The organism is Curtobacterium oceanosedimentum (genome assembly GCF_020297365.1).
In the GTDB taxonomy this organism is placed as follows: domain Bacteria; phylum Actinomycetota; class Actinomycetes; order Actinomycetales; family Microbacteriaceae; genus Curtobacterium.
In genome coordinates, this window is record NZ_JAIXIG010000048.1 from 1 (window position 1) to 13,109 (window position 13,109).

Consider the following 13,109-nt stretch of genomic DNA (forward strand, 5'->3'; position numbering starts at 1 on the left):
CGCGCACGCGGGAGGCCCCCCGACAGGCACTCGCGGGGCCTCCCGCGTGCGCGCTCACTCCACTAGCGTCGGGAGCATGGAATTCAGGTACCTGGGCAACTCCGGACTCAAGATCTCCGAGATCACCTACGGCAACTGGCTGACGCACGGCTCGCAGGTCGAGAACGACGTCGCCACCCAGTGCGTGCGGGCAGCGCTCGACGCCGGGATCACCACGTTCGACACCGCGGACACGTACGCCAACACCGCCGCCGAGACCGTCCTCGGCGAAGCGCTCAAGGGTGAGCGGCGCCAGTCCCTCGAGGTCTTCACGAAGGTCTACTGGCCGACCGGCCCGAAGGGGCACAACGACGTCGGCCTCAGCCGCAAGCACATCATGGAGTCGATCGACGGCTCCCTCGAGCGGCTGCAGACCGACTACGTCGACCTCTACCAGGCGCACCGCTACGACTACGAGACCCCCCTCGAAGAGACGATGCAGGCCTTCGCCGACGTCGTCCGCCAGGGCAAGGCGCTGTACATCGGCGTCAGCGAGTGGAACGCCGAGCAGATCCGTGCCGGAGCCTCGCTGGCGAAGGAGCTCGGCTTCCAGCTCATCTCGAACCAGCCCCAGTACTCCATGCTCTGGCGCGTGATCGAGGGCGAGGTCGTCCCGGCCTCGAAGCAGCTCGGTCTGTCGCAGATCGTCTGGTCGCCCATCGCCCAGGGCGTGCTGACCGGCAAGTACAAGCCGGGCCAGCCCCTGCCCGAGGGTTCGCGCGCCACGGACGAGAAGGGCGGCGCGGACATGATCAAGCGGTTCATGCGCGACGAGGTCCTCGAGGCCGTGCAGCGCCTGCAGCCCGTCGCCGACCAGGCCGGCCTGACCCTCGCGCAGCTCGCGATCGCGTGGACGCTGCAGAACGAGAACGTCGCCTCGGCGATCGTCGGCGCCTCGCGTCCGCAGCAGGTCACGGACAACGTGAAGGCCGCCGGCGTGCAGCTCGACGCGGACGCCCTCGCGGCCATCGACGAGGCGCTCGGCGACATCCCGGAACGCGACGCGTCGAAGAGCGTGTCCCCGGCGTCGCGCCCCGCGTAGACGCGACCGACGGACGGACGGGAGGCCCGTGGCGACGCCGCCACGGGCCTCCCGTCCGTCCGGGCGACCGTCCACCCCGCCTGCCGTCGCCCGGCGTCGGGCGGGGCACGCTGATCGTCTTCGCAGCGCGCTCCTCGGATCACCGCAGCCGCTGACCGATAGGTTCGCTGTGGAGCACGAGGAGCACCATGAGCGACACCCTGGTCATCATCCCGACCTACGACGAGGCAGAGAACGTCCGTCCGATCGTCGAGCGCACGCTCGCGGCGACCGACGACACCGTGCACGTGCTCGTGGTCGACGACAGCTCACCGGACGGCACCGGCGACATCGCCGATGCGATCGCCCGTGAGACCGATCGGGTGCACGTGCTGCACCGCACCGTCAAGGACGGCCTCGGTGGTGCCTACCTGTCCGGCTTCGCGTGGGGCCTGGAGCACGGCTACGCGAAGCTCGTCGAGATGGACGCGGACGGCTCGCACCACCCGGAGTACCTGCCGTGGATGCTCGAGCTCGCCGAAACGAACGACCTGGTGCTCGGCTCCCGGTGGATCAGGGGCGGATCGGTCGAGAACTGGCCCTGGTACCGCGAACTGCTCTCCCGCGGCGGCAACCTGTACACCCGTCTCGCGCTCGGCATCGCCGTGCGGGACGCGACCGGCGGGTTCCGGGTCTTCACCTCGCGGGCGTTCGAGCGGATCGACCTGGCCGGTGTCGCGTCGAAGGGGTACTGCTTCCAGGTGGACCTGTGCTGGCGTGCCCTCGAGGCGGGACTGCGGGTCGTGGAGACGCCCATCACGTTCACGGAGCGGGAGTTCGGCGTCTCGAAGATGAGCGGCAACATCGTGCGGGAGAGCCTGGCGCTCGTGACGAAGTGGGGCATCGACCGCCGCATCCGCGAGGCCCGCTCGCTCGTCAAGGACCACCGGAAGCTGCCGTCCGTCCGGAAGAACGCGCACGCGGTGGCGGACCACACGGCCTGAGCCGCACCCGGTCGGCCTGGACGACGACGGCAACGGCGACGGCGACGGCGCTCCCGAGGGAGGCCGTCGCCGTCGCCGTCCGTGCGGGGGACCGCCGCGCTAGCGGAGCACCACCACGCCGCGTCCGCGGAACCGGACGACACCGGCGTCGACCTCGGCCGCCCCGGACCCGTAGAGCTCCTCGCCCCGCGCGTCGGGGACGGGCACCTCGGCGGCGTCGTCGGCGAAGTTCACCACGACGTGCACCGGCGCGAGGTCCGGGCCGAGCAGCCCGCGCGTGAGCACGAGCCAGCGGTGGTCCTCGTCGAAGCGGACCGCGTTCGCCTCGTACCGGTGGTCGACGAACGCCTGGTCGGTCCGGCGGAGCGCGATGAGCACCCGGTAGGCCCGCAGGATCGCGGCGCCCCGCTCCGAGGTGACGTCGGCCCAGTCGAGCTTCGAGTTCGTGAACGTCGACGGGTCCTGCGGGTCGGGCACCGCCGACTCGTCCCACCCGTGCTCGGCGAACTCGGCGATGCGCCCCTCGGCGGTCGCCTTGCCGAGCTCCGGCTCGGGGTGCGAGGTGAAGAACTGCCACGGCGTCGAGGCCGCGAACTCCTCACCCATGAACAGCATCGGCGTGAACGGTCCGAGCAGCGTCAGCGCCGCCGCGATGACGAGCCCGTCGTCGTCCAGGGTCGCCGCGAGCCGGTCGCCCGCCGCACGGTTGCCGATCTGGTCGTGGTTCTGGTTCGCGACGACCAGTGCCGTGGCGGGAGAGGTCCCGCGGTCGATCGGACGGCCGTGCCGCTTCCCCCGGAACGACGACCAGGTGCCGTCGTGGAAGAAGCCGTCCTCGAGCACCTTCGCCAGCGCCGACAGCGGGGCGAAGTCGGCGTAGTAGCCGTTCGTCTCGCCGGTGAGCGCCACGTGCACCGCGTGGTGGAAGTCGTCCGACCACTGCCCGGCCAGGCCGTACCCGGCGGCCTCGCGCGGCCGGAACATCACCGGGTCGTTGAGGTCGGACTCGGCGATGAGCGACAGCGGGCGGCCGACGAACGACGAGTACGCGTCGGTCTCGACGGCCATCGACGCCAGCACGTGCGGGCGCGTTGTGTCGCGGATCGCGTGCACGGCATCGAGCCGGAGCCCGTCGACGTGGTGGTCGCGGAACCACATGCGCACGTTGTCGAGCACGTACCGGCGGACCTCGGGGTGCTCGACGTTCACGGAGTCGCCCCACGTGTTCGCGAGCCCCTGCACCAGGTACGGGCCGTACAGCGGCAGGTAGTTGCCGCTGGGACCGAGGTGGTTGTAGACGACGTCCTGGATGACGCCGAGCCCGAGCGAGTGCGCCGTGTCGACGAACCGGTCGTAGGCGTCCGGGCCGCCGTACGGCGCGTGCACGGCGAACCAGCCGACGCCGTCGTAGCCCCAGTTCCACTCGCCGTTCACCGCGTTGACGGGGAGCAGCTCGACGAACTCGACCCCGAGCTCGACCAGGTGGTCGAGCTTCTGGGCTGCGGCGTCGAGGGTGCCCTCCGGCGTGAAGGTGCCGATGTGCATCTCGTAGATCACGCCGCCGCGGGCGGGACGCCCGGTCCACGCATCGTCGGTCCAGGCGAAGCGCGCGGGGTCGACGACCTCGGACGGGCCGTGCACGCCCTCGGGCTGGTAGCGGCTGCGCGGGTCGGGGATGACCGCGTCGTCGTCGCCGATCCGGAAGCCGTACCGAGCGCCGACGACCGGCAGGACCGCGTCGGTGGACCACCAGTCGTCGTCGCCCCGGGTGAGCGGGTACTCCACGTCGTCGACGACCAGCCGGACACGGTCCGGTTCGGGCGCCCACACGGCGTAGCGGTCGGGTGCGGTCATGCGTGGCCCTCCAGGATGTCGATCTCGGCCTGCGCCTCGGTCTCGGTCGCGTCCGCCGTGTCGCCGGCGGTCGTCGCGTCGCCCGCGTCCGGCCGGGAGGCCCGACCTGCGTCCGCAGCGCCGGCCGCCGTCTCGACCCGGCCGGTCGCCGTGTCGGTGTCGGCGGGGACGAGGAGCGCGACCGGGTAGGTGTCGAGCAGTTCGGACAGCGCGATGCCCCGGGCAGCGGGGACGTGTCGCCCGGTGAGCAGGTCGACGCGGTCGAGCGGGACGGGGTGCACGAGGGTGTCCCCCCAGCCGCCGACGCGCTCGAGGCCGATCGGCAGGCGCGTCGAGATCGTCACGGCACCGCCGCGGTCGAACGCGACGACGTGGTCGGCAGCGCTCCCCGTCGCCTCGAGTTCGAGGTACCGGGTGAACAGCTCGGGCCGGTCGCGTCGTGCGTGCAGCGCACGGGTGGTCACCAGGAGCTTCGCGGCGCCGTCGAGACCGACCGCCGGCAGGTGCTCGGGGCCGTCGTCGTCCGGGCCGTCGAGCTCCGCGAGCACGTGGCGTCGCTCGGCGTAGTCCACCGGTCGACGGTTGTCCGGGTCGACCAGCGAGCGGTCCCAGAACTCGGTGCCCTGGTAGACGTCGGGGACGCCGGGGGCGGTGAGCTGCACGAGCTTCTGGGTGAGGCCGTTCGACCACCCCGCCGCGTCGATGCGCTCGTCGAGGGCATCGAGCACCGCGACCACGGCCGGCTCGTCGAAGGCGGCGTCGACGATCGCGTGCATGCGTCGTTCGAAGTCCTCGTCGGGTTCGGTCCAGGTCGTGCTGTCGCCCGCCTCGCGCGAGGCCTTCTCGGCGTAGGCGTGCAGGCGTTCGCGGCTCGCGGGCCGCGCACCCACGATCGCCTGCCAGAGCAGGTCGGCGAACACGCGGTCCTCGAGCGGGACGAGTTCCTGCAGTCGCTCGAACGTGGCGGCCCACTCGTCGCCGAGTTCAGCCAGCACGGCGATGCGGGCACGGGTGTCCTCGCTGCGCTTCGTGTCGTGCGTGGTGAGGGCCGTCATGGTGTGCGGCCAGCTGGCGAGCCGTTCCCGCTGCGCCCGGTGGAACTCGGCCACCGACACCGCGAAGACGCTCGGGTCGCTGCCGACCTCGCTGAGGGACGACAGCCGCGAGGTGCGGTAGAACGCCGTGTCCTCGACGCCCTTCGCCATCACCATGCCGCTCGTCTGCTGCAGCCGGATGGCCGCCGCGTTCGTCGGGTCGACGAGTGCCGGTGCGATGCGGTCGATGACGTCGTCGAGGTCCGGTCGGGCCTCGGCGGCGCCCTCGAGCGCATCGATGAGGTTGTGCGCGCCCTCGGGCAGGTAGGTGCGGTAGACGTCGAACGACGCCACGATCTCGGCGACCGCGTCCACGATCCGCTCGTGGGTGATCGTCTCCGTCGCGGCGGTCGGTGCGAGCAGGCGTGCGAGGCGCTCGACCTCGCTGCCGAGGATGCCGTCCGCGATGCCACGGCGGGTGTCGTGCGTGAGCTGCTGCCAGTCCGTGGGTTCGGACCCCGACGCAGCGGTGAGCGCCAGCTCGCCGGCGGGGTCGACCAGCACCCGGTCGAGCACCCCGAGGGCGTCGTAGCCGGTGGTGCCGTCGACCGGCCACGAGCTCGGCAGCTGTTCGCCGGGCTCGAGGATCTTCTCGACGAGGGTGTAGGCCCCGCCGGTCAGCTCCGCCAGGTCCTGCAGGTAGCCGGCCGGGTCGTACAGCCCGTCCGGGTGGTCGATCCGCAGGCCGTCGACGAGCCCGTCGCGGAACCAGCCGCCGATGACCCCGTGCGAGGCCGCGAAGACCTCGGGCTCCTCGACACGGATCGCCGCGAGGGTGTTCACCGCGAAGAAGCGGCGGTAGTTCAGGTCGTGGTCGGCGCGCTTCCAGTGCACGAACGCGTAGTGCTGCCGCTCGTGCACGGCCTCGACGGTGTCGCCGCTCTGCACCGTGGCGGGCGCGGTGGGGTAGGCGGTCTCACCGACGCGGAGCACGGGCCGCTCGGCGTCGGACGTGTCGAGCGTCACCGCCTCGAGCAGTCGGTCGTCGAGCACCGGGATCCGGACCTTGCCGTCGCCGGCCTCCCAGTCCACGTCGAACGCCCAGGCCACGGGGGAGCCCTGCCCGAGCTCGAGCAGCGACCACCACCAGGGGTTCGACTCGGGCGTCGCGACACCCACGTGGTTCGGCACGACGTCGACCAGGACCCCGAGGCCGACGGCGTGCGCGGCCTCGGCCAGCGCACGCATCGCCTCGTCACCGCCGCGGTCGGTGTCGACGCGGGTGTGGTCGACCACGTCGTAGCCGTGGTTCGACCCGGCCTCGGCCTGCAGCACCGGCGACAGGTAGAGCCAGTCGGCGCCGAGGTCGTGCACGTAGTCGACCAGGTCGCGCGCGGCGTCCAGGTCGAAGTCGGCGGACACCTGCAGTCGGTAGGTCGATGCGGGGGCGCGGTGCGCGGCCCCGGGCGTGCGGGCGGTCATCGGTCCGCTCCGCTCGGTGCGGTGGAACCGGCGGGGTTCGCCGGGGTCACGGCGTCCTGCGGCGCCGCCGGTGCGGCAGCGTCGTCCTGTTCGACGTCGACCGGGGTGGTCGTGACCTCGTGGTCGGGCTCGGCGCGCAGGACGATCATCGAGCGCGCGGGGACGTCGAGCGGCGTCCCGGCGTCGAGGACCTCGTCGCGGGCACCCGGGTCGGCGGTGTCGATCCGGACGGTCCAGCCGGGGGAGTACTCCTCGGGCGGGAGCGTGAAGGTCACGACGTCGTCGTGCGCGTTGAAGTACGTGATGAAGGCCACGTCGGTGACGCGCTCGCCGCGGGCATCGCGACCGCGGATGCCCTCGCCGTTCAGGTACATGCCGACGCTCTTGCCGAAGCCGGAGTCCCAGTCCTCGGGGTCCATGGCGTCGCCGGATGGGGTCAACCACACCACGTCGGGCAGCGGCTCGCCCTCGCCACGGCGGACCGGACGGCCGTTGAAGTACCGGGTGCGTCGGAACGTCGGGTGGTCGTGCCGGAGCTTCACGACGTCGGCGGTGAACTGGATGAGGTCCTCGTCGGCGCTGTCCCAGTCGATCCAGCTGAGCTCGGAGTCCTGCGCGTAGACGTTGTTGTTGCCGGACTGCGAGCGGCCGAGCTCGTCGCCGTGCGCGATCATCGGCACGCCCTGGCTGAGGAGCAGGGTCGCCAGGAAGTTCCGGCGACGCTGCAGCCGCAGAGCGTTCACGGCCTCGTCGTCGGTCGGCCCCTCGGCACCGGAGTTCCACGACCGGTTGTGGCTCTCGCCGTCGTTGTTGTCCTCGCCGTTGGCCTCGTTGTGCTTCTCGTTGTAGGACACCAGGTCGTACAGCGTGAAGCCGTCGTGGGCGGTGATGAAGTTGATGCTGGCCTTCGGGGTGCGGCCGTCGTGCTCGTACAGGTCGGCCGAGCCGGAGATGCGCGAGGCGAACTCGCCGAGGGTCGACGACTCACCGCGCCAGAAGTCGCGGACGGTGTCGCGGTACTTGCCGTTCCACTCGGACCACTGCGGCGGGAAGTTGCCGACCTGGTAGCCACCGGGACCGACGTCCCACGGCTCGGCGATGAGCTTGACCTGCGACACAATCGGGTCCTGCTGCACGAGCTCGAAGAAGGCGGACAGGCGGTCGACCTCGTAGAACTCGCGGGCCAGGGCGGACGCGAGGTCGAAGCGGAACCCGTCGACGTGCATCTCGGTCACCCAGTAGCGCAGCGAGTCGAGGATGAGCTGCAGCGAGTGCGGGTGCCCGACGTTGAGCGAGTTCCCCGTGCCCGTGTAGTCCATGTAGTAGCGCTTGTCGTCGTCGACCAGGCGGTAGTACGCCGCGTTGTCGATGCCGCGGAACGACAGCGTGGGGCCGAGGTGGTTGCCCTCGGCGGTGTGGTTGTAGACGACGTCGAGGACGACCTCGATGCCCGCCCGGTGCAGCTCGCGCACCATCGTCTTGAACTCCTGGACCTGCTGCCCGTTGTCGCCCGAAGACGAGTACGCGGAGTGCGGGGCGAAGAAGCCGATCGTGTTGTAGCCCCAGTAGTTCGACAGTCCCTTGTCCTGCAGGGTGGAGTCGTTCACGAACTGGTGCACCGGCATGAGCTCGAGCGTGGTGACGCCGAGGCGCTGCAGGTGCTCGATGACCGCGGGGTGGGAGACGCCGGCGTACGTGCCGCGCTGCTCCTCCGGCACGTCGGGGTGGGTCTCGGTGAGTCCCTTGACGTGCGCTTCGTAGATGACGGTCTCGCCGTAGGGCGTGCGCGGCGGACGGTCCCCCTGCCAGTCGAAGAAGGGGTTGATCACGACGCCCTTCATCATGTGCGACGCGGAGTCCTCGTCGTTGGTCGAGTCGGGGTCACCGAAGGTGTACGAGAACAGCGACTGGTCCCAGTCGATCTCGCCGCTGGTCGCCTTGGCGTACGGGTCGAGCAGGAGCTTCGACGGGTTGGCTCGCGAGCCGGTCGCCGGGTCGTACGCTCCGTGGACACGGAAGCCGTACTGCTGGCCGGGGCCGACGTTCGGCAGGTAGGCGTGCCAGACGTAGGCGTCCACCTCGAGCAGGCGGACGCACTCTTCGTTGCCGTCGTCATCGAACAGGCAGAGCTCGACACGCTCGGCGACCTCGCTGAAGAGCGCGAAGTTCGTGCCGCTCCCGTCGTAGGTCGCCCCGAGCGGGTACGGGTTTCCGGGCCAGGTGTGCAAACGGTCCTCCAGGTGTGGGTGTCGCCAACATATCGGCGCCGCCCGTCCACGTCCGCAGACAAGCCCCAGCTGTGGACGACGCAGACGGGTCGCGGCCTGTGGAGGGACGGACGAGTACCGTCTCGCGCATGGCCAACATCGTCACGCTGCTCGCAGACAAGGTCCGCCCGGTCGGGGTCTCCACGAACTACGGAGAGCCCGTCGAGGTCGGCGACCAGACCCTCATCCCCGTGTCCGTCAGCTGGTTCGGCTTCGGCGGCGGCGGGGGCGACGACGAGAACGGCGGCGGTGGTGGCGGCGGTGCGTCGGCCCCGGTCGGCGCGTACGTCCGTCGCCCGGGCAAGGACCTGGTGTTCGAACCGAACCCGATCTCCCTCATCGTCGTCGCCATCCCCTTCGTGTGGGTGGCCGGGCGTGTCCTGCGCAAGCTGGTCCGCGCACTCAAGAAGTGACCACCTGACGCAACCGGAGGCCCGTGGCGACGCCGCCACGGGCCTCCGGTTGCGTCCTGGCGTCACGCGGTCGCGACCGCGTCTAGACTGCTGGCACACACACGGGAGTCCGGGACCGCCGGGCTGAGAGGGAGCGAACGGCGCTCCGACCGTCGAACCTGATCCGGATCATGCCGGCGCAGGGAGGAGTCAGAACCATGTCTGCACGCACGTCTGCACCCGTCTCCACCGTTCCGCGGCGATCGCTGCGGTGGCGGGTCGTCGACATCGTCGTCGCGAGCGTCCTCGCCGTGGCCCTCGGGGTCGTCTTCCGGCTCTGGGAGTTCGGGTACGAGCCGATCAGCGCCGTCATGGACCTGGTGCTGCCCGGCACGAAGGCCCTGTTCGGCGGCGTGTGGCTGCTCGCCGGACCCATCGTCGCCCTGGTCGTCCGCAAGCCGGGAGCCGCGCTCTACGGCGAGATGGTCGCCGCCTCGGTCGAGGCGCTCTTCGGCACCACGTGGGGCTGGCTGACGCTCGAGGCCGGGCTCGTCCAGGGACTCGGCGCCGAGATCGTCCTCGCACTGTTCCTGTACCGGGTGTACCGCCTGCCGGTCGTGGTGCTCGCGGGCGCCGCTGCGGGTCTCGCGCTCGGCATCAACGACACCGTCCTCTGGTACCCCGCGCTCGACGCCGCCTTCAAGGCCGTCTACGTCGTCTGCGCGATCATCTCCGGCGCGGTGATCGCCGGCGTGGGGTCGTGGCTCGTCGTCCGGGCGCTCGCGCGCACCGGAGTGCTGTCGTCCTTCGCCGTCGGCCGCGAGCACAGCCGTCGCGAGCCCCGCGCCCGGGTGTGACGGAGCGCACCCCGTCGGCGTCGTCGTCCTCCACAGGCGGGGACGCCGACGCAGGAACCGACGTCCGCGGGGCGCGCATCGCCTTCCGTGACTGGGGCTGGCGCTACCCGGAGCGGGACGCGTGGGCCGTGCGCGGCGTCGACCTGACCGTCGAGCCGGGGGAGCGGGTCGCGGTCGTCGGGCCGTCCGGTGCCGGCAAGTCGACGCTGCTGCGCGCGGTCGCGGGCGTGCTGCCCGACGAGCCCGACGCCACCGACGACACCGCGGCGTCCGTGCACGGATCGCTCCTCGTCGACGGAGCCGACCCCCGCGCGGTCCGCGGGCGCGTCGGCCTCGTCATGCAGGACCCCGAGGCGCACACCGTGATGTCCCGACTCGGCGACGACGTCGCCTTCGGGTGCGAGAACGCCGGCGTCCCGCGCGACGAGACGTGGCAGCGCGTGCGGTCGGCCCTGGACGTCGTCGGACTGCACCTGTCGCTCGACCGCTCCACGGCGGACCTGTCCGGCGGGCAGCGGCAGCGCCTGGCGCTCGCCGGAGTGCTCGCGATGCGCCCCGGTGCGCTCGTGCTCGACGAACCCTGCGCCAACCTGGACCCCGACGGTGTCACGCAGGTGCACGACGCCGTGCGGGCCCTGCTCGACGAGACCGGGGCGACCCTGCTCGTGGTGGAGCACCGGATCGGCACGTGGCTCGACCTGGTCGACCGGCTCGTGCTGCTCGAGCCCGGTGGTGGCGTCGTCGCCGACGGGCCGCCCGCCGCGGTGCTGGCGGAGCACGGCGCTGCGCTCACGGCTGCCGGGGTGTGGGTGCCCGGTGCCGAGCCGGAGCGAGGGTCGGCACGAGGGGGTCTCCGTGCGCCCCGCCGAGCGGGCGGGATGTGTGGGGAGTCCGGGGGAGCGACGGGTGCATTCCGCCCGCTCGGCGAGGAGGCGTTCGGAGTTGCCACGGACGGGGCGTTCGGCGACGGCGCCGTGGTGCTGCTCCGGGCGCGGGAGCTCGGGACGGCTCGGGGGCGGCACGGTGTCGGGAGCGGGATCGACCTCCGGGTCCGAGCCGGACAGGTCATCGCGGTCACGGGGCCGAACGGCGTCGGCAAGTCGACGCTCGGCCTGACGATCGCAGGACTCCTCCCGCCGGCCGCCGGCGAGCTCGGGGGGACGGACGCCCTCACCGGCGGCATCGCCAGCGCGCCGCACACCTGGACGAGCCGCGAGCTCGCCGCCCGGATCGGCACGGTGTTCCAGGACCCGGAGCACCAGTTCGTCGCCCGCTCCGTCCGCGAGGAGGTCGAGGTCGGCCCCCGTGCCCTCGGAGCCGCGGACGCCACAGACCGCGCCACCGCCCTGCTCGACGACTTCGGGCTGGCCCACCTGGCCGACGCCAACCCGTTCACCCTGTCCGGTGGGGAGCAACGGCGCCTCGCGATCGCCTCCGTCGTGGCGGCCAGGCCTCCTGTCCTGGTGCTCGACGAACCGACCTCCGGGCAGGACCGCGCCACGTGGCAGGCGGTGGTCGGGCACCTCGGAGCGCTCGCCGACGCCGGCACCGCGGTGGTGGCGGTCACGCACGACCGCGACCTCGTCCGGGCACTCGACGCCGACGAGGTCGTGCTCGGGCCGGACGGTGCCCGGACCGTGGGGAGGGACCCGGGGCCGCCGGGCGCGACCGTCCCGGAGACGGGACCGACGGCGGGGAGCCGCCCCGGGCCTCCAGACCGGTCCGACACGGACGACCGGACGGACGCGGCGCGACGGCCGCTGCCGGCCCGCGCGACCGGCATCCACGGCGTCCAGCCGGTCGCGTCGTTGATCGGCGTGCTCGCCCTCGGCGTCTGCCTGGTGCTCAGCCTCGACGTCGTCTCCGCCGCCGTCGCCCTGGCGCTCGAAGTCGTGCTGCTGCCGCTCCTGCGCCTGCCGCTCCGGACCCTGCTGCTCCGACTCGCACCGGTGCTCGTCGCGGTGCCGCTGACGGCGGTGAGCATCGCGCTGTACGGCAGGCCCTCCGGGCGGGAGTGGTTCGACCTCGGGTTCGCGCACGTCACCGACGGGTCGCTGACGCTCGCCCTGGCGACCGCGCTCCGGGTCCTCGCGGTCGGGGTGCCGGCCATCGCGCTGTTCGTGCGGGTCGACCCGACCGACCTGGCGGACGGGCTCGCGCAGGTGGTGCGACTGCCCGCGCGCTTCGTGCTCGGGGCGCTCGCCGCGGTCCGGATGATGACGCTGCTCGTCGACGACTGGCGACAGCTCGCGATGGCTCGACGTGCCCGCGGGGTGGCCGACTCCGGACGCCTGCGACGTGGGGCGACGATGGCGTTCGCGCTGCTCGTGCTCGCGCTGCGGCGGGCGACGACGTTGGCGGTGGCGATGGAGTCACGCGGATTCGGTGCTCCCGGACGGCGGAGCTGGGCGCGGGTCGCGCGGTTCGCCGGGCCGGAGTGGGCGATGGTGGCGGTGCTGGTCGGCATCGGCGTGGTGTCGATCGCGGTCGCGGTGAGCGTGGGGACGTGGCGTGTCTGACGCGGAGCGCGCTGACGGGACGACGGGCACGACCGCCGGTGACCTCGCCCCCGGTCTCGCCGCTGCTGCGGCCGGTGTCGCCGCCGCCACCGGCAGGCGGGCCGTCGTGCTCGTCGACGGCCGGTCCGGCACGGGGAAGACCACCCTCGGTGCGCAGGTCGCGGAGCAGCTCGGTGCCCAGCTCGTGCACCTGGACGACCTCTACCCGGGGTGGGACGGGCTGCGCGCGGCTGCCGACGCCGTGGTCACCGACGTCCTCGGGGCGCCGAGCGGGTACCGCCGATGGGACTGGGTCGCCGACGGACCCGCGGACTGGGCGTCGGTGGACCCCGACCTGCCGATCGTGGTCGAGGGCTGCGGAGCGTTGTCCCGGGCGTCGGCACCGCTGGCAGCGCTGCGGGTGTGGCTCGAGGCCGACGACGCCGTGCGGTGGGACCGGGCCATCGGTCGGGACGGCGAGACGTTCGCGCGCGAGTGGGACCGGTGGGCCGCGCAGGAGCAGGCCTTCATCGCCGCCGAGGACCCGGCCGCCCTGGCCGACGTGGTCCTGCGGACGTAGGGGTCGGGGGCGCGGGGCTCGCGGCGCCGAGCTTTCGCGCTCACCGACACCTCACGGCCCCCGGGAGGCGTGAACTGTCGC

The 13,109-nt window shown here is 72.4% G+C and carries 9 protein-coding genes and 1 riboswitch; of the genes, 6 read left to right on the forward strand and 3 right to left on the reverse strand.

Annotated features, from left to right (window positions below):
- The first annotated feature begins 76 nt into the window (after nt 1-76).
- On the forward strand, nt 77-1,081 hold the full coding sequence (locus tag LEL83_RS15335; RefSeq protein WP_198657982.1) for an aldo/keto reductase family protein: 1,005 nt from the start codon (nt 77-79) through the stop codon (nt 1,079-1,081).
- A 188-nt stretch (nt 1,082-1,269) separates the two neighbouring features.
- Entirely contained in the window at nt 1,270-2,064 is a 795-nt protein-coding gene (locus LEL83_RS15340) for a polyprenol monophosphomannose synthase (protein ID WP_225559467.1), read from the forward strand.
- Nucleotides 2,065-2,163: 99 nt separating this feature from the next.
- Here the strand turns inward: LEL83_RS15340 and treZ are convergent, their stop codons facing one another.
- From treZ to glgX, 3 genes are read right to left on the reverse strand one after another with little or no spacing between them, the layout of a single operon-like run.
- Nucleotides 2,164-3,918: a malto-oligosyltrehalose trehalohydrolase gene (treZ, locus tag LEL83_RS15345; RefSeq protein WP_225559468.1), complete on the reverse strand. Its 1,755-nt coding sequence runs from the start codon at nt 3,916-3,918 to the stop codon at nt 2,164-2,166.
- Entirely contained in the window at nt 3,915-6,434 is a 2,520-nt protein-coding gene (treY, locus tag LEL83_RS15350; protein ID WP_225559469.1) for a malto-oligosyltrehalose synthase, read from the reverse strand. The genes treZ and treY overlap by 4 nt, the downstream gene beginning before the upstream one ends.
- Nucleotides 6,431-8,662, reverse strand: a complete 2,232-nt coding sequence (gene glgX / locus LEL83_RS15355; protein ID WP_198657986.1) for a glycogen debranching protein GlgX — start codon at nt 8,660-8,662, stop codon at nt 6,431-6,433. The genes treY and glgX overlap by 4 nt, the downstream gene beginning before the upstream one ends.
- 128 nt (nt 8,663-8,790) lie before the next feature.
- On the opposite strand from glgX, the gene LEL83_RS15360 reads away from it, so the two are divergent.
- From LEL83_RS15360 to LEL83_RS15375, 4 genes are all read left to right on the forward strand, one after another.
- Nucleotides 8,791-9,114, forward strand: coding sequence for a hypothetical protein (locus tag LEL83_RS15360; protein ID WP_198657987.1), 324 nt, complete (start codon nt 8,791-8,793; stop codon nt 9,112-9,114).
- A gap of 91 nt (nt 9,115-9,205) precedes the next feature.
- Nucleotides 9,206-9,317, forward strand: a riboswitch (TPP riboswitch).
- Nucleotides 9,312-9,950, forward strand: coding sequence for an ECF transporter S component (locus tag LEL83_RS15365; protein WP_225559470.1), 639 nt, complete (start codon nt 9,312-9,314; stop codon nt 9,948-9,950). Its footprint overlaps the riboswitch before it by 6 nt.
- Nucleotides 9,947-12,469 carry an ATP-binding cassette domain-containing protein gene (locus tag LEL83_RS15370; protein WP_225559471.1) on the forward strand — a complete coding sequence of 841 codons (2,523 nt, stop codon included), beginning with the start codon at nt 9,947-9,949 and terminating at the stop codon, nt 12,467-12,469. The genes LEL83_RS15365 and LEL83_RS15370 overlap by 4 nt, the downstream gene beginning before the upstream one ends.
- A complete protein-coding gene (locus LEL83_RS15375) occupies nt 12,462-13,028 on the forward strand; it encodes a nucleoside/nucleotide kinase family protein (protein WP_225559472.1) in 567 nt (188 codons plus the stop codon). The genes LEL83_RS15370 and LEL83_RS15375 overlap by 8 nt, the downstream gene beginning before the upstream one ends.
- The last annotated feature ends 81 nt before the right edge of the window (nt 13,029-13,109 follow it).

What these genes read in the sequence shown, in the direction of transcription:
- LEL83_RS15335 (WP_198657982.1), top strand. Translation starts at nt 77, where the DNA reads ATGGAATTCAGGTACCTGGGCAACTCCGGACTCAAGATCTCCGAGATC.
- LEL83_RS15340 (WP_225559467.1), top strand. Translation starts at nt 1,270, where the DNA reads ATGAGCGACACCCTGGTCATCATCCCGACCTACGACGAGGCAGAGAAC.
- treZ (WP_225559468.1), bottom strand. Translation starts at nt 3,918, where the DNA reads ATGACCGCACCCGACCGCTACGCCGTGTGGGCGCCCGAACCGGACCGT.
- treY (WP_225559469.1), bottom strand. Translation starts at nt 6,434, where the DNA reads ATGACCGCCCGCACGCCCGGGGCCGCGCACCGCGCCCCCGCATCGACC.
- LEL83_RS15360 (WP_198657987.1), top strand. Translation starts at nt 8,791, where the DNA reads ATGGCCAACATCGTCACGCTGCTCGCAGACAAGGTCCGCCCGGTCGGG.
- LEL83_RS15365 (WP_225559470.1), top strand. Translation starts at nt 9,312, where the DNA reads ATGTCTGCACGCACGTCTGCACCCGTCTCCACCGTTCCGCGGCGATCG.